Below are 18517 nucleotides of genomic sequence, written 5' to 3'. Positions count from 1 at the left end.
AAAATCACTCAATTATAAAATGAGCGCATTCTTTAACCATCCTTTAACTTTAACCCGCGCGGAAAGCGTGCCAAACCATGCATAAACTTGTTCTCATGCGCCACGGCGAAAGCCAGTGGAATCTGGAAAACCGCTTCACCGGCTGGACCGACGTCGACCTGACCGAAACCGGCCGTGAACAGGCCCGCAAAGCCGGTGAGTTGCTGAAGAAAGAAGGCTATACCTTCGACCTGGCCTACTCGTCGGTGCTCAAGCGTGCCATCCGCACCCTGTGGATCGCGCTGGACGCCATGGACGCCATGTACACCCCGGTGGGCGTGAACTGGCGCCTGAACGAACGCCACTACGGCGCGCTGCAGGGCTTGAACAAGGCCGAAACCGCCGCCAAGTACGGCGACGAGCAAGTGCTGATCTGGCGCCGTGCCTACGCCATCGCCCCGGAACCGCTGTCGCTGGACGACGAACGCCATCCCCGTTTTGACAGCCGCTACGCCAAGATTCCGGCTGATCAGCTTCCCGCCACCGAGTGCCTGAAAGACACCGTGAACCGCGTGCTGCCGTTCTGGAACGATTCGATCGCCCCGGCCATCCGCGCTGGCCGCAAGGTGCTGATCGCCGCCCACGGCAACAGCCTGCGCGCGCTGATCAAGCATCTGGACAACGTGTCGGACGACGACATCGTCAACCTGAACATCCCGACCGGCCAGCCCCTGGTTTATGAATTGGATGATGACCTGCGCCCCATCCGCCACTATTATCTGGGCGATGCCGCCGAGATCGAGGCGGCGATGGCTGCGGTTGCCGCCCAAGGCAAGGCTAAGAAGGACTGATATCTCTATGCGTCGCACGGCAGGGTTGTTGTTGGCGGTCATGTTGACCGGTGGAGTGCTGTCGGCTCACGCCGCGCCCAACGACCTTGCAGGCCGCCAGTCCGACGCCGAGCGTCAGCAGGCAGCCTTGCGCGACCGCATCGAGAATCTGCAAAAGGAAATCGACGGGCGCGAATCCGCCCGCAAGGAAGCGGCCGACGCGCTCAAACAGTCAGAATCGGCCATTTCCAAGATCAATCTGCGCCTGCGCGAGCTGGCTGATGCCGGCCGTCAGGCGCAGACCGAACTCACCGGGCTGGAAAAGCAGATTACCGCGCAGGAAGCCGTGTTGGCCAAGCGCCGCGTGGAACTTGCCGACCAGCTTCGCACCCAGTACACCAGCGGCCTGTCGCCCTGGACGGCGCTGCTGTCCGGCGACGATCCCCAGGTGCTGGGCCGCAACCTGGGCTATCTGGACTACGTGTCGCAAGCCCGGGCCAATGCCGTCAAGGCGCTCCGGGCGGACATCGATCGCCTGGCGGCCTTGCAGGCGCGTGCCGACGCTCGGCGCGATGAAATCGAAAAGGTCGTGGCTGAAACCTCCGAGCAGAAAGCCGCGCTGGTGGGGCAGCAGAAAGAGCGCGCCACGCTTCTGGCGCGCTTGGAAGGGCAGATTGCCGCCCAGCGCGCCGAAGCCAACAAGCTGGGGCGCGATGACCAGCGCCTGTCGCGCCTGATCACCGATCTGGACGCGGCCATCGCCAAGCAGATTGAAGAAGCCCGCAAGGCCGCAGAGGCGCGCAAGAAGGCCGAAGAGGCCCGCCGCGTGGAAGAAGCGCGCCGCGCCGCCGAAGAATCCAAAAAGCGGGCCGAGGCCGAAAGCCGTGCGCAAGAAGCCCGCAAAAAAGCCGAGGCCGACCGCAAGCTGGCCGCCGAAGCCGCCGCCCAGCGTGACCGCGACAGCCGCGATGCCCGCGACGCGGCGCAAGCCCGCGAACAGGTTGAGGCGGCTACGCGCCAAAGCCGCGGCCAGGTTGCCGTAGCCGACCCCGACGCCGCCGGATTACGTCCGGCTGAACAAAGGCAGACGCGCCTGACCGACCCGGCCGAATCGGCGCGGCAGACGCCTGCCCAATCCACGGAAGCCGCAAAAAAGACGGAACCCGCAGAGGCCGAAACCACTCCAACTCGCAGTGCATCGGCGCAGCAAAGCGCCCGCGCCGCCCCGCTGGGGGGCGGCAGCGGCTTGAAACATGGCCTGGCCATGCCGGTGCGCGGCCAGGTGCAGGGCCGTTTCGGGCTTGACCGCCCGGACGGCGGCGTATGGCGCGGGGTGGTGCTGCGCGCGCCCGAAGGCACGCCCGTCAAGGTCGTGGCCCCCGGCACCGTGGTCTACGCCGCTTGGCTGCGTGGTTTTGGCAATCTCATCATTGTGGATCATGGCCAGCAATACCTGACTGTCTATGCTTACAACCAAAGCCTGCTCAAACAGGTGGGGGATCCGGTGGCGGGTGGCGATACTATTGCTACGGTAGGAGCAACCGGCGGTCAAGTAGAATCCGGCCTATACTTTGAAATTCGCCATCGTGGCGCTCCTGTGGACCCGGCCCAGTGGCTGGCCCAATAGGTTGGTAGGTACAAGTCGTTGGTAAATTACCAAACCGCCATCGGCGAAAACAAAATTCGGGAAGTGTGCATGGGCACTCGCAAGTTTCGCGGTTTCGGTCTGATTGCCATCGGTGCGGTGGCTGGCGTATTGCTTAGCGTAGGGGTAACAGCCGTTGCCCAGCGCGGCAGTCCATTGCCTTTGGACGAGCTCAGGCAACTGAGCAATGTTTTCGCAGCCATCAAGAACAACTACGTCGAAGCGGTCGACGACAAAACCCTGATCGACAACGCGATCTCGGGCATGGTCTCGAACCTTGATCCGCACTCGGCCTATCTGGACGCCGACGCCTTCCGCGAAATGCAGACGGCGACCCAAGGCGAATTCGGCGGCCTGGGTATCGAGGTCGGCGCGGAAGACGGCTTCGTGAAGGTGATCTCGCCCATCGAAGACACGCCCGCCGCGCGTGCTGGCGTCATGGCCGGCGACCTCATCATCAAAATCGACGACACGCCCACCAAGGGCATGACCCTGAACGACGCGGTCAAGCTCATGCGTGGCGCGCCCAAGTCGCCCATCACCCTGACCATCATGCGTGCCGATCGTCCTCAGCCCATCGTGCTGAAGATCGTGCGCGACGTGATCAAGGTGCGCAGCGTGCGCAGCAAGATGCTGGACAACGGCGTGGGCTACGTTCGGGTTGCGCAGTTCCAGGAAAAGACCGGCGCTGATCTTGCCAAGCAACTGAAGGACCTTGGCGCCAAGGAAGCGCCCAAGGGCCTGGTGCTTGACCTGCGCAATGACCCGGGCGGTCTCCTGACCAGCGCCATCGGCGTGTCGGGCGCGTTCCTGCCGCCGGATACCCTGGTGGTGTCCACCGACGGCCGCACGCCTGACGCCCGCCACAAGTACCTGGCCACGCCGTCGGAATATGCCCGCGGCGAAAGCAACTACCTGTCGGGCCTGCCTGCCTGGACCAAGACGGTGCCCATGGTGGTGCTGGTGAACGTGGGTTCGGCCTCGGCGTCTGAAATCGTGGCCGGCGCGCTGCAAGACCACAAGCGCGCCAAGGTGCTGGGCAACCGCACGTTCGGCAAGGGTTCGGTGCAGGTCATCCTGCCGTTGTCCGAATCCACCGCCGTCAAGCTGACGACCTCGCGCTACTTCACGCCCAGCGGCCGTTCCATTCAGGCCACGGGCATTGAACCGGACTACGTCGTGGCCGATACGGCCGACGGAGATCTGTTCCGCCTGCCGCGCGAAGCCGACCTGCAACGCCACCTGTCCAACCCCGAGACCGCCAACGAGGTGAAGTCCAGCTCGACGCAAGACAACGTCGATCTGCCCACCAAGATGTTCGAGTTCGGCGGCAAGGACGACTTCCAACTGCAGCAAGCCCTGAACGTGCTGGCCGGCAAGCCGGTGCAAAAGGGTTCGGCGCGCGCCCAGGCCAAGGCTGACGCCAAGGCCGGCGGCGGCACCCCGGTGCGCATGACGATCACGCCGACCGGAGTCGAACCCAGCAAGGCCAAATGAACGACCAGCAATTGCTGCGCTATGCCCGCCACATCCTGCTGGATGAGCTGGGTATCGAAGGGCAGGAAAAACTGCTGGCGGCGCGTGTGCTCATTGTGGGTGCGGGGGGCTTGGGTTCCCCCGCCGCCTTGTACCTGGCCACGGCCGGTGTAGGCGACATCACGCTTGCCGACGACGACATTGTTGAACTCAGCAACCTGCAACGCCAGATCCTGCACACCACCGCCAGCGTTGGTCGCCACAAGGCCGAGTCCGGGCGCGACATGCTGGCGGCGTTCAACCCCCAGGCGCAGGTGCATGCCCGGGTCGAACGGCTGCAAGGGCAAGCGCTCTCTGACGCCGTCGCGGCGGCGGACCTGGTGCTGGACTGCACCGACAACTTCACCACCCGCCACGCCATCAACCGCGCTTGCGTGCAGCACCGCAAGCCCTTGGTGTCGGGCGCGGCCATCCGTTTTGACGGGCAGGTCAGCGTGTACGACCTGCGCGACGACAGCGCGCCCTGTTATCACTGCCTGTTTCCCGAAGCCGACGATGTCGAAGAAGCCAATTGCGCCACGATGGGCGTGTTTGCGCCCGTGGTCGGCATCATCGGCAGCATGCAGGCCGCCGAGGCCCTGAAACTGTTGTCCGGCGTGGGCGAAAGCCTGTCGGGCCGGCTGCTGTGGCTGGATGTCCGCACCATGCAATGGCGCAGCGTCAACGTGCAGCGAGACCCCGAATGCGCGGTCTGCGGGCATCGCGGGCACTAATTCCCCAGCCTGTCCCTGTCCATTACTCGGACCACTAGCCGGACCACTAACCGGATCACCGCCCGGTTCATTCACCGGTTTACTTCCCGGTTCACGACCCAGCCACCCTCTTATCACCCCCCCGCGCCGCTCGCGCGCACGCGCCGGATTGCCCTTGCGGACAATATAAAAGGCCATCAATACCTGCTATAACGCCAGCCAGCCTACTGAAATCAAAGGTGGCGATATGGACATGACCGCGTGGATACAGGACTGAAGTTCAGCTTGCCCAAGTGGCGCCTGACGCGCTGGCTGACCCATTCGGGGCCGGACACCCCCGCGGACATCCGCGCGGCGCTGATTGCCAGCCTATTCGGCACGCTGCCCATTTTTGCGGGCGGCGTCATCAACACACTCATGATTTCCGGCGTTGTCGCCTGGCGGCGCCCCGAACCCCTGTACGTGTCGTGGCTGCTGCTGGAGGTGGTGCTGGCCGTTGTCCGCGTGACGATCCTGCGGGCGGCCTTGCGTGCCGCGCCCAAGGGTGGCAATACCCATACCGATCTGTACATCGTGCTGGCCCTGGTCTGGGCCTTCAGCGTGGGCTACGGCGTCTTCATCACCTTTCTCAACGGCGATTGGCTGGCGGCCACCCTGGCGGGTGTGTCCTGCGGGGCCATGGCGGGCGGCATCTGTTTCCGCAACTACGGCGCGCCGCGTCTGGTGGGCGTGATGATCTTCCTGAGTCTGGGCCCCATGTGCCTGGGCGCCTTGTTCACAGGCGAATACGTCACCGCCATCGTCTTCATCCAGATCCCGTTCTACTTGGTCAGCATGACCATTGCCTCGCACCGGCTGAACCGCATCCTGGTGTCGACCATGGTGGCCGAACGAGCCAGCGAACGCCGCGCCAACGAAGATGCGCTGACCGGACTGGCCAACCGTACCGGCTTGCAGGTGGCGCTTGAACGCGTCTGCGCCAGCGCGCGCGGGCACGACAGCAACGCCGCGCTGCTCTACATGGACATGGACGACTTCAAACGCATCAACGACACCTACGGGCATACCGCCGGTGATCAGGTGCTGGTGACCATTGCTCAGCGCATGCGCGCCATGCTGCGGGTGGACGACGTGGCGGCCCGCATCGGCGGCGACGAATTCATTGTGCTGGTGACGGGTATCGACGCCACTTCCGCCCTGCGCCTGGGTGAGCATCTGTTGCTGGATGCCTTGCAACCCATTGCACTGGCGGATGGCACGCGCGTCATTGTCGGCTTGTCGATCGGCATTTCGATTATTTCGGCCGCCAACCGCCGCCCCCAGGCGGCGCTGGACTCCGCCGACGCCGCCCTATACCGCGCCAAGGCAAGAGGAGGGCGCTGCTGCGTCGTCGACGACGGTGCGGCGAACGCGCTTGAGACTCCCGTGGCGGGTGACTGCGGCAGCAGTGAGCCCGCGACCGTCTGACTGCCGAGTCCGTGACCTGTTTTTTTGGTTAAAACTTATCAGATAACCTGAAAAGTTATTTATAATCCGCCGCATGCTGACCAAAAGCCTGACCCTGACCGAACAAGTCGCGCACCGCATCGCCACGGATATTGCCGACGGCGTCCATGCCGTGGGTGCCAAGCTGCCCCCTGGCCGGGTGCTGGCCGAGCAGTACGGCGTCAGCGCCGCCGTCATCCGCGAAGTCACCGAACGCCTGCGCGCGCAAGGGCTGATCCAAAGCCGTCAGGGTTCGGGCAGCACGGTGGTGTCGCGCACGGGTGGCCAAGGCTTCCAGGTGTCGAGCGGCGTCGCGGTCAACCGCGAACTGCTGGCCAACCTGTACGAATTGCGGATGGAACTGGAAGGGGGCGCGGCGGCGTTGGCCGCCTTGCGGCGCAATGCCGCCGACCTGAATGCCATGGCGCAGGCCTTGGCGTCGCTTGAAGCTCATCTTGAACACCCCGAACAGGGCGTCGAGCACGACATCTCGTTTCACGTCGCGATTGCCGCCGCCACGCACAACCGCAGCTATCAGGACCTGTTGCAGTATCTGAACCGTCAGTTGCGTCTGGCCGTCAGCACCGCCCGCGCGAACAGCCGCTTGCACGACGGCCTGAGCGCTGCCGTGCATCAGGAACACGTGGCGGTGTTTGAAGCCATTCGCGCCCGTAATCCTGACCGCGCCCGCCAGGCGGCGGTGCGTCATTTGCAGCAGGCGGCCAACCGCCTGCAACTCGATCACCTTTTTCCCGCAGCCACGCCACCATGAGCACCTCCGACTTCACGCAGCGCCTCGTCCAAGCCCTGGGCCCCGACACCGTCTACACCGCCGATACCGACATTGCGCCCTGGCTGTCCGATTGGCGCGGCTTGTACAACGGCCACGCACAGGCCGTCGTGCGTCCGCGCAGCACGGCCGACGTCGCCGCCTGCCTGGCGCTGTGCCAGCAAGAAGGCGTGCCGGTGGTGCCGCGCGGCGGCAATACCGGCCTGTGCGGCGGCGCCACGCCCGACGCCGGCGCCAGGAACGTGGTGTTAAGCCTGGACCGCATGAATGCCGTGCGTTCGATTGATACGGTGGCCAACACCATGGTGGCCGAGGCGGGCGCCATCCTGGGCAATCTGCGCCGCGCCGCGCAAGACGCGGGGCGTTTGCTGCCGCTGAGCCTGGCTGCCGAGGACTCCAGCCAGATCGGCGGCAACGTCGCCACCAACGCCGGTGGCGTGAACGTGGTGCGTTACGGCATGGCGCGCGAGCTGGTGCTGGGCCTGGAAGCCGTGCTGCCCACCGGAGAAATCTTCAACGGTTTGCGCACGCTGCGCAAAGACAACACGGGCTACGACCTGAAGCAGTTGCTGATTGGTTCCGAGGGCACCCTGGGCGTGATCACGGCGGTGGCGCTGCGCCTGTTTCCGCGTACCGATGTGAGGTCGGTGGTGTTGACCGCGGTTGAATCACCCGCCCAGGCTTTGCAGTTGTTTGAAATCCTGTTCGAGCAGTGCGGCGCGCGCTTGCAGGCGTTTGAATATTTTTCCGGCGACTGCCTGGATCTGGTGTTGGCCCATGCCGAAGGCGTGCAAGAGCCGTTCGACCAGCGCTATCCCGCGTATGTGCTGGTGGAGCTTGCCGACACGGCGGACGAGGCAGGTCTTACTACGCTGCTGGAAAATGTGATCGGCACGGCATTGGAACGCGGCCTGTGTCTGGACGCCGCGGTGTCGGCTTCGTTGTCGCAGTTGCAGACGTTGTGGAAACTGCGCGAGGAAATCTCCGAAGCACAGCGCGCTGATGGTCCGCATTTGAAGCACGACGTGTCGCTGCCGATCGAACGCATCCCTGAATTCATGGTGTCCGCCGAGGCGCGCGTGCGGGCGCTATACCCCGATATCCGACCTTTTATTTTTGGCCATTTTGGCGATGGCAATCTGCACTACAACCTGTCGCGCCCGGCTGGCGCGGCCCGCGATTGGGTGGCGGTGAACGGGGCGGCCATCACCGACGCCGTGCTGGACGAGGTGAACCGCTATGGCGGGAGCATTTCCGCCGAACACGGCATCGGGCAGCTCAAGCGCGACCATTTTCTGCACAGCAAGGACGCGGTGGAGCTGCGGCTGATGCGGGATATCAAGAAGGTGATGGACCCAGCGGGAATCATGAATCCGGGGAAGTTGCTGTAGTCGGCTGCTGTGATGGGTTTCGCGCGGTGGGTGGTGGTGTTCTTGCCATCGATCTGGCGCGCTGCACCTATCCTACGGGTGATGAATTTTTGGGCGCTGCTTGATGGGTTTCGCGCGATGGGGGGTGATGTTTTTGCCATCGGTCTGGCGCGCTGCACCCATCCTACGGGTGATGAATTTTTGGGCGCTGCTTGATGGGTTTCGCGCGATGGGTGGTGGTGTTCTTGGCATCGATCTGGCGCGCTGCACCCATCCTACGGGTGATGAATTTTTTGGCGCTGCTTGATGGGTTTCGCGCGGTGGGTGGTGGTGTTTTTGCCATCGATCTGGCGCGCTGCACCCATCCTACGGGTGATGAATTTTTGGGCGCTGCTTGATGGGTTTCGCGCGATGGGGGGTGGTGTTCTTGCTATCGATCTGGCGCGCTGCACCCATCCTACGTAGGATGGGTGCAGCGCGGCACGGTGCGCGCAAGAACGACGATGCGGCTCGCGCGTAACCCATCTACTGCCGGTGATACACCTCGGCGCCCTTCTTCACGAACTCTACCGACTTTTCCTGCATCCCTTTCTGCAAGGCGTCTTTCTCGCTGACGCCTTGCGCCGCCGCGTAATCGCGCACGTCCTGCGTGATCTTCATGCTGCAGAAATGCGGGCCGCACATCGAACAAAAATGCGCGACCTTCATCGAATCCTTCGGCAGCGTTTCGTCGTGGAATTCCTTCGCGGTGTCCGGGTCCAGGCCCAGGTTGAACTGATCGTCCCAGCGGAACTCGAAGCGCGCTTTTGACAAGGCGTTGTCGCGGATCGCCGCGCCTGGGTGGCCCTTGGCCAGGTCCGCCGCATGCGCCGCGATCTTGTACGTGATGATGCCGTCCTTCACGTCCTTCTTGTTCGGCAAGCCCAAGTGCTCTTTGGGCGTCACGTAGCAAAGCATCGCGGTGCCGTACCAGCCGATCAGCGCCGCGCCGATGCCGGACGTGATGTGGTCATAGCCGGGCGCGATATCGGTGGTCAGCGGCCCCAGCGTGTAGAACGGCGCCTCGTGGCAGTGTTCCAGCTGCAGCTCCATGTTTTCCTTGATCATCTGCATCGGCACGTGGCCCGGGCCTTCGATCATGACCTGCACATCGTGCTTCCACGCCACCTGCGTCAGCTCGCCCAGCGTCTTCAATTCCGCGAACTGCGCTTCATCGTTGGCGTCGTAGCCCGAGCCCGGACGCAGCCCGTCGCCCAGCGAGAAGCTCACGTCATACGCTTTCATGATGTCGCAGATGTCTTCAAAGCGCTCGTACAGAAAGCTCTCTTTGTGATGCGCCAAACACCATTTGGCCATGATCGAACCGCCGCGCGACACGATGCCCGTCATGCGGTCGGCCGTCATGGGAATGAACGGCAGGCGCACGCCCGCATGGATGGTGAAATAGTCCACGCCTTGCTCGGCCTGCTCGATCAGCGTGTCGCGGAAAATTTCCCAGGTCAGGTCTTCGGCCTTGCCATCCACCTTTTCCAGCGCCTGGTATATCGGCACCGTGCCAATTGGCACGGGTGAATTGCGGATGATCCACTCGCGCGTTTCGTGGATGTGCTTGCCGGTGGACAGATCCATCACCGTGTCGCCGCCCCAGCGGATCGCCCAGGTCATCTTTTCCACTTCTTCGCCGATGCCCGAGCTCACGGCCGAGTTGCCGATGTTGGCGTTGATCTTCACCAGGAAGTTGCGCCCGATCGCCATGGGCTCGACTTCGGGGTGGTTGATGTTGGCCGGTATGATGGCGCGGCCGCGCGCGATTTCATCCCGCACGAATTCCGGCGTGATCGCCGCGGGAATGGCCGCGCCGAACGATTGGCCCGGGTGCTGGCGCAGCAATCGCTTGACCATCTTTTCGCCATCGGGGCCGCTGTCGCGCAGCGTTTGCAGGTAGTGCTCGCGGCGCAGGCTTTCGCGGATGGCCACGAATTCCATTTCGGGTGTGATGATGCCGCGGCGCGCATAGTGCATCTGCGATACGTTGGCGCCTACCTTGGCACGGCGCGGCGGGCGCTGCAGGTCGAAGCGCATGGCCGTCAGCTTGGGATCGGTCAGGCGTTGCTTGCCGTACTCACTGGTGGGGCCGGGCAGCACGTCCGTGTCGCCGCGTTCTTCAATCCAGCCGCGGCGCAGCGCGGGCAAGCCTCGGCGGATATCGATCTTGACGTCGGGGTCGGTGTAGGGGCCGCTGCAGTCGTAAACAGTCAAGGGCGGATTCTTTTCCCCGCCGAACATGGTCGGCGTGTCGTCTTGCTCGATCTCGCGAAACGGTACGCGGATGTCGGGGCGCGAGCCCGTCTCATACACGCGGCGCGATTTGGGCAGCGGTGCGACGGCCGCCGCGTCGACTTCGGCGGTAGCGGCCAGGAATTTGGGATTGGCGTTCATGGAAAGCTCCAAGCGAGTGGTTGGAGCCGATCGGGAATGGACTTCCCCCAGGCGTGCAGCGACGCAAGGCGGAAATACGGCTCCCAGCATCGGCATTATCCGTACTGGTACGAAGGGACTCTCTCAACACGTCCCGCCAAAAAAGCGGAACGAGTACCCCTGCGCGAAAGCGAAGTATAGAGCGTGCCAAGCCGACGTCGCTTGCTGCGCTGTTCAGCACTGTTTGGCTCGCATGAGATCATTCGTGCAGCGCTCGTCATGGAGAGCTGGTATTACTGGTTTACATTTGGATTCAGTCTGCGGCGACACCGTCATTCAGGTTCGGTACACTTTTTCCAACCAAACGCCCGGCAGGTCGCCCTATGTCCGCCGGGCATAGCTAACTTAGAAGAAGGAAACGAGCATGCAACTGACCCTGCGCAAATTGGCGCCCGCCCTGGTTGTCGTGACGTTGGCGCTGGCGGGTTGCAAGACCGCTCCGACCAAATCGCCTGACGCGGCCGCCACGCCCGACGCTGGCCAACAAACGACCCAGCCCGCCGCCGCCGCATCGGTGGACTTCTATCTGGCTCACCAGCAACCCGGCCCGGGTCTGCGTGAGATCACGCTGCCCGACGGCAAGCTCTATTTGCAGGAAGTGCCGGTGCTGACGCGCGCCGACTTGACCGACGCCGCCGCGCTGGTTGACCGCCAGGGCCAGAACTTCGTGGGTCTGCGCTTCTCGGAAGCTGGCGCCCGCAAGCTGACTGAAATCAGCACGAAAAACGTAGGCAACCGTTTGGCCTTGGTGATTGACCAGGAACTGGTCGCCGCACCCAGCATTGCCGAACCCCTGAACCGTGGCGTGCTTGCTTTTGGCGTGCCGTCGGCGAAAGCGGCGTCTGACATTGCCGCCAAGATCCGTGGCGATGCCCCGCCGGCACCGGCTCCGGCCACCGGGGGCACCGCTCCCGCGCCCAAACCCTGATCTTCCGGCGCATAAGCAAAAAAATATCCGCACCTTGGGGTGCGGATATTTTTTTGCCTGTTGCTGATCAGGTGAACGCCTGCTGTTGCGTTGAACGGTCAGCCTATCTTGCGGCCGCGAGGCTTGACGGTGCGGCGTGCTTGCGCCGTTTCAATGAAGGTCTGCGTCAACGCTTCAAGCATCGCGCGATCGTCGGGCGTCAGGCCGTCGAACTGCGACGGGGCGATGTTGGGAAACGGCCAGGGCGCCTGTGGGCGCGGCCTGCGGGCCACACGGGGCATGGTCTCGGCCACGCCCACGGGCAGCAAGGTATCTGACAGGTCATAGCCTTCCATGGGCAATTCCATGGGACCCTTGCCGGTCTCCAGCCATTCCAGCTCTATCTTCAGAATCTGCGCAAGCTTACGGACGGATCGGCTGGAATGCCGTAGCCCGCTTTCGTAACTGGCGATTGCACTTTGCGAGATTCGCGCAAGACGAGCGAGCGTCTTCTGCGTGTGACCACGCAGAAGACGGGCTTGCTTCAATCGGTCTGAAAATGTCTTCACGCGTCGATTGAAGCTTGCTCATGATTTACTTTGGTGGTTATAAGCATTACCTGGGTGATAGTTTTGGAGGCGAGGACACATGCATGAACGAGGCAAGGTGTTCGTCGTGCAACTTGATGAAATGACGAGCAATCATTTTGTCGCTGCTTTGCGTGATTTTCAATGGCAAGTCAGCGCGTTTGAGTCAGTCGACGAGCTGTTGGAACGACTGCGCACGGACCATGTCGACGCAATGGTGTTGCGGGGGCAGGGCGCCGAGGTCCCGCAGCTGATTGCTTTGCTGCGCCGTGCGGCGCCGGATGCGGCGGTGGTGTGGCAGTCGTCAGCGGCGTCGGCGCGTGAGCGGGTCGAGGCGCTGGAGGCCGGTGTGCACTTCTATAGTTCGGCCCGCATGGAACCCGAGGAATGGGACGCGCTGCTGCGCAACGTGCGGCGCCGGCTGTTGCCGCCGTCCACGGACGGGCCGGCCTGGCGGCTGGATAAACGCGTGCTGGCGGGACCCGCTGGCGAACGGCTGCCATTGACGTTGACCGAGCGCGACTTTTTTATCCGATTGTTGAGAGCGCCCGGCCAATGCCTGCCAAGAAACCGGTTCTTTCCGTGCAACCCGCGCGAAGGGGCGCGCAGCGTGGACGTGCTGGTGTCGCGGCTACGCAGCAAGGCGCGCCGCTTCGACATTGAACTGCCGGTGCTGGCGGTGCGCGGGTGGGGCTACATCTTGCTGCAGCACGACCACCCCCGCGATACGCAGGATTAAAGGACGACGAGGTTGTCCCGGTGCATGAGTTCGGGTTCGGTCATGCTGCCCAGGATACGGGCGATCTGCGACGAAGGCTGGCGCAGGATGCGCCGCGTATCCGCCGACGAATAGTTGATCAGGCCGCGGGCGCATTCGCGGCCCTGGCTATCCACGCAGGCCACCACGTCGCCACGGCCGAACTCGCCTTCCACCTCGGTCACGCCGATGGGCAAGAGGCTCTTGCCTTCGCGCATCAGTGCTTGCACGGCGCCGTCGTCCAGCACCACGCGCCCACGCAGCCGCAGGTGGTCGGCCAGCCATTGCTTGCGGGCGGACCACACGGGCAGCACGGCGCGCAATTCGCTGCCGATGCATTCGCCTTGGGCCAGCCGGGTCAGCACATTGCGTTCGTGGCCTGAGGCAATGATGGTGTGCGCGCCGCTGTGCGCCGCGCGCTTGGCGGCCAGCACCTTGGTCAGCATGCCGCCCGTGCCGATGCCGCTGCCCGCGCCGCCCGCCATCGCTTCCAGCGCAGGGTCGCCCGCTTGCGCATGCGACATGAAGGTGGCGCCGGGGTTCTTGCGGGGGTCGGAGTCATACAAGCCGCGCTGATCGGTCAGGATGATCAGCGTATCGGCTTCGATCAGGTTGGTGACGAGCGCGCCCAGCGTGTCGTTGTCGCCCAGGCGGATTTCGTCGGTGACGACCGTGTCGTTCTCGTTCACGATCGGCACCACGCCCAGGCGCAGCAGCGCGAACAGCGTGCTGCGGGCATTCAGGTAGCGGTGGCGGTCGGCCAGGTCTTCGTGTGTCAGCAGAATCTGCGCGGTGCGCAGGCCGTATTCGGCGAACGCCGCTTCGTAGGCCTGGCACAGCCCCATCTGCCCCACGGCGGCGGCAGCTTGCAGCTCGTGCATGACCGACGGGCGCTTGCGCCAGCCCAGCCGCGCCATGCCTTCGGCAATGGCGCCGCTGGAAACCAGCACGATCTGCTTGCCCTGCTTGTGCAGGGCGGCGATCTGTGAGGCCCAGTGCGCCACGGCGGCGCGGTCCAGGCCTCGGCCTTCGTTGGTGACCAGCGACGAGCCAACTTTGGCGACCAGGCGCTGGGCGTGGGTGACGACGGAAACGGCGGGTGTTTCAGCAGACATGGTAGGCGCCGGCTGCGGCGAAAAAAGACGTAATCGAAAAGACTGCGATTATGGCTTATTCGTCACCGCCGCGCGGCGCGGCCGGCTTGTCGGCGTCGGACCGCGTGTCGTCAAAGCGGGGGTCCGGCGCCACATAGGTGCCGTCCGCCTGGTCGCGCGACAGGTGTTCCTTTTCGCGCTCGGCGTCCAGGTAGTCTTGCAGCGCGTACAGCAGGTCTTGCGTGCCTTCGCCCGTCAGGCCGGAAATGGCGAACACCGGACCCTTCCAGTCATACAGTTCCAGGAAGCGGCGCTTGGTGTCTTCGGGGTCGGGCACCATGTCCAGCTTGTTCAGGACCAGCCAGCGTGGCTTGTCGGCCAGTTCCTGGTCGTAGCGGCGCAGTTCTTCAACAATGGCGCGCGCGTCGATGACGGCTTGCTCGACCGGATCCGCGTCGGGATCGGGCGTGGACACGTCCACCAGATGCAGCAGCACGCGGGTGCGCGCCAGATGGCGCAGGAACAGGTGGCCCAGGCCGGCGCCTTCGGACGCACCTTCGATCAGGCCGGGAATGTCGGCCACGACGAAGCTGCGCGACGGCGACGTACGCACGACGCCCAGGTTCGGGTGCAGCGTGGTGAAGGGGTAGTCGGCGATCTTCGGCTTGGCATTCGAGATGCGGGTGATCAGCGTCGACTTGCCGGCGTTGGGCAGGCCCAGCAGGCCCACGTCCGCCAGCACCTTCAGTTCCATGCGCAGGTAGCGGTGTTCGCCTTCCTTGCCGGGCGTCCACTGGCGCGGTGCGCGGTTCAAGCTGGACTTGAAGTGGATGTTGCCCATGCCGCCCTGGCCGCCGGCGGCCAGCACGACCTTCTGGTCATGCGTGTCCATGTCGAACAGGACTTCGCCGGTTTCGGCGTCATGGATGACCGTGCCCACCGGCACGCGCAAGGTGATGTCTGGGGCGGCCGCGCCGTACTGGTCCGAGCCACGGCCGTTTTCGCCGCCCTTGGCGCGATGCAGGCGCGCGTAGCGGAAGTCGATCAGCGTGTTGATGTTGCGGTCTGCCACGGCATAGATGGTGCCGCCGCGTCCGCCGTCGCCGCCGTCCGGGCCCCCTTTGGGGATGAACTTTTCGCGGCGAAAGCTCGCCACGCCATTGCCGCCTTTGCCGGCGACCACTTCAATGGTGGCTTCGTCTACGAATTTCATGGTGTTTGCGCGTGTAGTGGGTAATAAGGACAGCCGCCCGCCATGGGGCGCTGCCAGGTGGCATTGGAAACTTTACTCGCCAATTGCCTGATAACAAAAAAGCTTAAAACAAAAAAGCCCTGCCGCATGCGACAGGGCTTTTGCCGTTCGAGAACGCGGCGAACCGCGTTGCTGACGTGCTTGTCCGATTACTCGGCAGCGACGATCGAAACGGTCTGCTTGTTCAACGCGCCCTTGAAGCCGAATTGAACCTTGCCGTCGATCAGCGCGTACAGGGTGTGGTCCTTGCCCATGCCGACGTTCACGCCAGCGTGGAAGCGAGTACCGCGCTGACGCACGATGATCGAACCAGCGGGAATCAGTTCACCGCCGAAAGTCTTGACGCCCAGACGCTTTGATTCTGAGTCGCGTCCGTTTCGCGTAGAGCCGCCGCCCTTTTTCTGTGCCATGTTTAGCTCCTGCTAAGTGGTACCGAGTCGCGTCTTAAGCCGTGATGGCTTCGATGCGGATTTCGGTGTAGTTCTGACGGTGGCCCTGACGCTTCTGATAGTGCTTGCGACGGCGCATCTTGAAGATCTTGACCTTGTCGTGGCGGCCTTGCGCAAGAACCGTTGCCTTGACCACAGCGCCGGAGACGAGGGGCGTGCCAACTTTGAGTTGGTCGCCTTCGCCCACGGACAGCACTTGGTCCAGGGTGATTTCTTGCCCAATGTCTGCCGGTATCTGTTCTATCTTGAGTTTTTCGCCAGCGGCAACGCGATACTGCTTGCCACCGGTTTTTACGACCGCGTACATGGGGTGTTCCTTAAATAGGTAAATGGGTTCATTCGCGCGGGCCGCCCTGCTGGGCGGGGGGCCACTTCGGAAAGGCTGGATTCCTGTCTAGGCGCCAGAATCTGGCAAGAAGGAAGTGGGCCCAAGTATCTGGCTGATGCTTTAGCCAAACGTCCAAAGGGTTTACGCGAACAACCGACGTAATTCGGGCATTGCTGACCGAATCCGCAATATTAGCGTGGCACTTTTCAAAAGTCAAAAAGCCGTTGTGGGCTAAGGGCTTAGGTGTGGCGCGCGCGCTTCAGACCGGGGGCAGCACCCGCAGCGCGACGTGGCGGGCCACCTGGCGGATGCCTTCCATCACGGCGTGTCGGTGGGCGTCGTCCAACCGGTCGGTGGGGATGGACGTGCTGACCGCCACCCGCTTGCCCAGCGGCGTCACGCCCACATAGGCGGCGTAGCAGACCAGGCCCGTGGCCACTTCTTCCTGATCCTGGCCCAAGCCCGTCTGGCGTACCCGCTCCAGCTCTTCATAGAGCGCCTCGCGGGTGGCCAGGGTGCGCTCGGTTACGCGCGGCAGCGTATCGGGCACGCACGCGGCCAGGGCGTCGGGTTCAAGACTGGCCAGCAGCGCCTTGCCCAGCGCGCAGGCGTGGGCGGGCAGGCGCATGCCCAGTTCCGACACCAGCCGCACCGGGCGCCGGGCGTCTTCGCGGGCGATGTAGACCACGTCGAACCCGTCCAGCGCGGCCAGTTGCACGACCTCGTTGCAGCGGGTCACGAAGTCGCTGGCCGCCTCGTGGAAGGCCGCTTGCAAGCCATCGTGGCGCAGATAGGCGAAGCCCAAGGACATCAATTCAATGCCGATGATGTAGCCGCCGTCCTTGCGTTCGATCCAGCGGCGCTGCTCCAGGCAGTCCAGCAGCAGGTACAGCGTGCTCTTGGCAAGCTGGCAGGACTGCGCCAATTCGGCCGCCTTGACGGGCGTGCGGCGGCTGGCCAGCACGCGCAGGATGTCGTGGGTGCGCCGGATGGCGGGCACATCGTATTCCGTGGTCATCGGCGTTATTCCAGTAAGTTAATTTCCAACATATTGGACAAATATTCACTATGTTGGACATCATAACGGCCTTCTTCTAGACTCGTGGCTCCTAATTCAAATGCCGCCTGCAAGGCATAAAGCGTGGAGACTCATGGACCAAGAAAATTCACTGCCCGTCGATCTGGCGGATGCGCTGCTGGTGGGCCGTGTGTGGCGCCCGGCGCCCATCGACGGCCCCAGCGTGGTGGTGGTGCGCAACGGCGAAGTCATCGACATCACCGCCGTGGCCCCCACCGTTTCAGATCTGCTTGACCGGCCCGACCGCGTGGCGCTTGCAAAAAGCGCCAAGGGGGAATCGTTGGGCGACGTGCGTGCCCTGATGAGCGCCACCGTGCAAAACCAGGGCGGCGCGCGCCTCTTAGCCCCTTGCGATCTGCAGCCCATCAAGGCGGCCGGCGTCACCTTCGCCATCAGCCTGTTGGAACGGATGATCGAAGAAGAGGCAGGCGGCGACGCCAGCCGCGCTGACGACATCCGCGTGCGCATGCAGGCCTTGATTGGTTCGGATCTGTCGCGCTTGCAGCCGGGTTCGGACCAGGCGGCCAAGCTGAAAGCGGAATTGGTCGAACGCGGCCAGTGGTCGCAATACCTGGAAGTGGGCATCGGGCCCGACGCCGAAATCTTCTCCAAGACGCCGCCGATGGCCTCCGTGGGATTCGGCGCGCAGATCGGTGTGCTGCCCGAATCGCAATGGAACAACCCGGAACCCGAGATCGTGCTGGCGGTGGATAGCCGCGGCGAGATCGTGGGCGCCACGTTGGGCAATGACGTCAACCTGCGCGACATCGAAGGCCGCAGCGCCTTGCTGCTGACCAAGGCCAAGGACAACAACGGCTCTTGCGCCATCGGCCCGTTCATCCGCCTGTTCGACGGCGACTTCGATCTGGATATCGTGCGCCAGGCCGATGTGTCGCTGCGCATCGACGGCCCGGACGGCTTCCAACTGGATGGCGTGAGCCACATGCGCGAAATCAGCCGCGACCCGCAAGACCTGGTGCGCCAGGCCTTCGGCGCACACCACCAGTATCCCGACGGCTTCATGCTGTTTCTGGGCACGATGTTCTCGCCCAGCCAGGACCGCCACGGCCCCGGCACGGGGTTCACGCACAAGCTGGGTGATCGCGTGGAAATTGCCTCGGCCCGGATCGGGGCGCTGGTCAATGAATTGCAGTTGTCCACGGAGATCCCGCCCTGGACCTTTGGCGTGCGCGCCCTGTACGCCAATCTGGCCAAGCGCGGCCTGCTGCGCTAGAGGAGACGGCGCGCGGCGTGGCCATC

General features: G+C 63.8%; 18 protein-coding genes. 11 read left to right on the top strand and 7 right to left on the bottom strand.

The features are described from left to right. Window positions 1-77: 77 nt before the first annotated feature. From gpmA to ELS24_RS28775, 8 genes are all read left to right on the top strand, one after another. Window positions 78-830, top strand: coding sequence for a 2,3-diphosphoglycerate-dependent phosphoglycerate mutase (gene gpmA, locus ELS24_RS28810; protein WP_127186032.1), 753 nt, complete (start codon window positions 78-80; stop codon window positions 828-830). A gap of 7 nt (window positions 831-837) precedes the next feature. Beyond that, a complete protein-coding gene (locus tag ELS24_RS28805; protein ID WP_127186031.1) occupies window positions 838-2436 on the top strand; it encodes a murein hydrolase activator EnvC family protein in 1599 nt (532 codons plus the stop codon). A 69-nt stretch (window positions 2437-2505) separates the two neighbouring features. After that, the gene (locus tag ELS24_RS28800; RefSeq protein WP_050445900.1) at window positions 2506-3951 is read left to right on the top strand and encodes a S41 family peptidase; all 1446 of its coding nucleotides are present in this window, start codon (window positions 2506-2508) and stop codon (window positions 3949-3951) included. Beyond that, the gene (locus tag ELS24_RS28795; protein WP_127186030.1) at window positions 3948-4703 is read left to right on the top strand and encodes a HesA/MoeB/ThiF family protein; all 756 of its coding nucleotides are present in this window, start codon (window positions 3948-3950) and stop codon (window positions 4701-4703) included. Before ELS24_RS28800 ends, ELS24_RS28795 begins: the two co-directional genes overlap by 4 nt. A 240-nt stretch (window positions 4704-4943) precedes the next feature. Beyond that, entirely contained in the window at window positions 4944-6149 is a 1206-nt protein-coding gene (locus ELS24_RS28790) for a GGDEF domain-containing protein (RefSeq protein WP_050445789.1), read from the top strand. Window positions 6150-6222: 73 nt separating this feature from the next. Then, on the top strand, window positions 6223-6939 hold the full coding sequence (locus tag ELS24_RS28785) for a FadR/GntR family transcriptional regulator (RefSeq protein WP_050445790.1): 717 nt from the start codon (window positions 6223-6225) through the stop codon (window positions 6937-6939). Further along, the gene (locus tag ELS24_RS28780) at window positions 6936-8348 is read left to right on the top strand and encodes an FAD-binding oxidoreductase (RefSeq protein WP_127186029.1); all 1413 of its coding nucleotides are present in this window, start codon (window positions 6936-6938) and stop codon (window positions 8346-8348) included. The genes ELS24_RS28785 and ELS24_RS28780 overlap by 4 nt, the downstream gene beginning before the upstream one ends. Window positions 8349-8542: 194 nt before the next feature. Further along, entirely contained in the window at window positions 8543-8725 is a 183-nt protein-coding gene (locus ELS24_RS28775) for a hypothetical protein (protein ID WP_127186028.1), read from the top strand. 127 nt (window positions 8726-8852) lie between these two features. Here ELS24_RS28775 and thiC read toward each other — a convergent pair whose 3' ends face one another. Then, a complete protein-coding gene (gene thiC / locus ELS24_RS28770) occupies window positions 8853-10766 on the bottom strand; it encodes a phosphomethylpyrimidine synthase ThiC (RefSeq protein WP_050445792.1) in 1914 nt (637 codons plus the stop codon). Between the two features lie 403 nt (window positions 10767-11169). Here thiC and ELS24_RS28765 point away from each other — a divergent pair, with 403 nt between their 5' ends. Then, window positions 11170-11733, top strand: a complete 564-nt coding sequence (locus ELS24_RS28765; RefSeq protein ID WP_050445793.1) for a SecDF P1 head subdomain-containing protein — start codon at window positions 11170-11172, stop codon at window positions 11731-11733. Window positions 11734-11831: 98 nt separating this feature from the next. Here the strand turns inward: ELS24_RS28765 and ELS24_RS28760 are convergent, their stop codons facing one another. Continuing rightward, the gene (locus ELS24_RS28760; RefSeq protein WP_050445794.1) at window positions 11832-12260 is read right to left on the bottom strand and encodes a helix-turn-helix domain-containing protein; all 429 of its coding nucleotides are present in this window, start codon (window positions 12258-12260) and stop codon (window positions 11832-11834) included. A gap of 100 nt (window positions 12261-12360) precedes the next feature. Between ELS24_RS28760 and ELS24_RS28755 the strand changes: the two genes are divergently transcribed. Beyond that, window positions 12361-13038 (top strand): transcriptional regulator, encoded by a 678-nt coding sequence (locus ELS24_RS28755; protein WP_127186027.1) that lies wholly within the window; start codon window positions 12361-12363, stop codon window positions 13036-13038. Here the strand turns inward: ELS24_RS28755 and proB are convergent. The 5 genes from proB to ELS24_RS28730 form a co-directional block, all read right to left on the bottom strand. Then, window positions 13035-14171: a glutamate 5-kinase gene (gene proB, locus ELS24_RS28750; RefSeq protein ID WP_050445796.1), complete on the bottom strand. Its 1137-nt coding sequence runs from the start codon at window positions 14169-14171 to the stop codon at window positions 13035-13037. The two genes, ELS24_RS28755 and proB, sit on opposite strands and share 4 nt — an antisense overlap. A gap of 55 nt (window positions 14172-14226) precedes the next feature. After that, window positions 14227-15363, bottom strand: a complete 1137-nt coding sequence (gene obgE / locus ELS24_RS28745; RefSeq protein ID WP_050445797.1) for a GTPase ObgE — start codon at window positions 15361-15363, stop codon at window positions 14227-14229. 188 nt (window positions 15364-15551) lie between these two features. Then, window positions 15552-15812: a 50S ribosomal protein L27 gene (gene rpmA, locus ELS24_RS28740; RefSeq protein ID WP_050445798.1), complete on the bottom strand. Its 261-nt coding sequence runs from the start codon at window positions 15810-15812 to the stop codon at window positions 15552-15554. Between the two features lie 34 nt (window positions 15813-15846). Next, on the bottom strand, window positions 15847-16158 hold the full coding sequence (gene rplU / locus ELS24_RS28735) for a 50S ribosomal protein L21 (RefSeq protein WP_006216228.1): 312 nt from the start codon (window positions 16156-16158) through the stop codon (window positions 15847-15849). A 280-nt stretch (window positions 16159-16438) separates the two neighbouring features. Then, window positions 16439-17197: an IclR family transcriptional regulator gene (locus ELS24_RS28730; protein ID WP_127186026.1), complete on the bottom strand. Its 759-nt coding sequence runs from the start codon at window positions 17195-17197 to the stop codon at window positions 16439-16441. Between the two features lie 133 nt (window positions 17198-17330). Here ELS24_RS28730 and ELS24_RS28725 point away from each other — a divergent pair, with 133 nt between their 5' ends. Continuing rightward, window positions 17331-18491: a fumarylacetoacetate hydrolase family protein gene (locus tag ELS24_RS28725; protein WP_127186025.1), complete on the top strand. Its 1161-nt coding sequence runs from the start codon at window positions 17331-17333 to the stop codon at window positions 18489-18491. Window positions 18492-18517: the final 26 nt, after the last annotated feature.

This window comes from Achromobacter spanius, assembly GCF_003994415.1.
GTDB lineage: Bacteria > Pseudomonadota > Gammaproteobacteria > Burkholderiales > Burkholderiaceae_B > Achromobacter > Achromobacter spanius_C.
Note: the sequence above shows the minus strand (reverse complement) of the source record. Positions and strands in the feature narration are given on the sequence as shown.

Bases quoted from the DNA above. Each gene is read 5' to 3' on its own strand.
- proB (WP_050445796.1), bottom strand. From the start codon at position 14,171: ATGTCTGCTGAAACACCCGCCGTTTCCGTCGTCACCCACGCCCAGCGC.
- ELS24_RS28795 (WP_127186030.1), top strand. From the start codon at position 3,948: ATGAACGACCAGCAATTGCTGCGCTATGCCCGCCACATCCTGCTGGAT.
- ELS24_RS28765 (WP_050445793.1), top strand. From the start codon at position 11,170: ATGCAACTGACCCTGCGCAAATTGGCGCCCGCCCTGGTTGTCGTGACG.
- ELS24_RS28775 (WP_127186028.1), top strand. From the start codon at position 8,543: ATGGGTTTCGCGCGATGGGTGGTGGTGTTCTTGGCATCGATCTGGCGC.
- rplU (WP_006216228.1), bottom strand. From the start codon at position 16,158: ATGTACGCGGTCGTAAAAACCGGTGGCAAGCAGTATCGCGTTGCCGCT.
- ELS24_RS28755 (WP_127186027.1), top strand. From the start codon at position 12,361: ATGCATGAACGAGGCAAGGTGTTCGTCGTGCAACTTGATGAAATGACG.
- ELS24_RS28730 (WP_127186026.1), bottom strand. From the start codon at position 17,197: ATGACCACGGAATACGATGTGCCCGCCATCCGGCGCACCCACGACATC.
- ELS24_RS28725 (WP_127186025.1), top strand. From the start codon at position 17,331: ATGGACCAAGAAAATTCACTGCCCGTCGATCTGGCGGATGCGCTGCTG.
- ELS24_RS28800 (WP_050445900.1), top strand. From the start codon at position 2,506: ATGGGCACTCGCAAGTTTCGCGGTTTCGGTCTGATTGCCATCGGTGCG.
- gpmA (WP_127186032.1), top strand. From the start codon at position 78: ATGCATAAACTTGTTCTCATGCGCCACGGCGAAAGCCAGTGGAATCTG.
- rpmA (WP_050445798.1), bottom strand. From the start codon at position 15,812: ATGGCACAGAAAAAGGGCGGCGGCTCTACGCGAAACGGACGCGACTCA.
- ELS24_RS28805 (WP_127186031.1), top strand. From the start codon at position 838: ATGCGTCGCACGGCAGGGTTGTTGTTGGCGGTCATGTTGACCGGTGGA.
- ELS24_RS28780 (WP_127186029.1), top strand. From the start codon at position 6,936: ATGAGCACCTCCGACTTCACGCAGCGCCTCGTCCAAGCCCTGGGCCCC.
- thiC (WP_050445792.1), bottom strand. From the start codon at position 10,766: ATGAACGCCAATCCCAAATTCCTGGCCGCTACCGCCGAAGTCGACGCG.
- ELS24_RS28785 (WP_050445790.1), top strand. From the start codon at position 6,223: ATGCTGACCAAAAGCCTGACCCTGACCGAACAAGTCGCGCACCGCATC.
- obgE (WP_050445797.1), bottom strand. From the start codon at position 15,363: ATGAAATTCGTAGACGAAGCCACCATTGAAGTGGTCGCCGGCAAAGGC.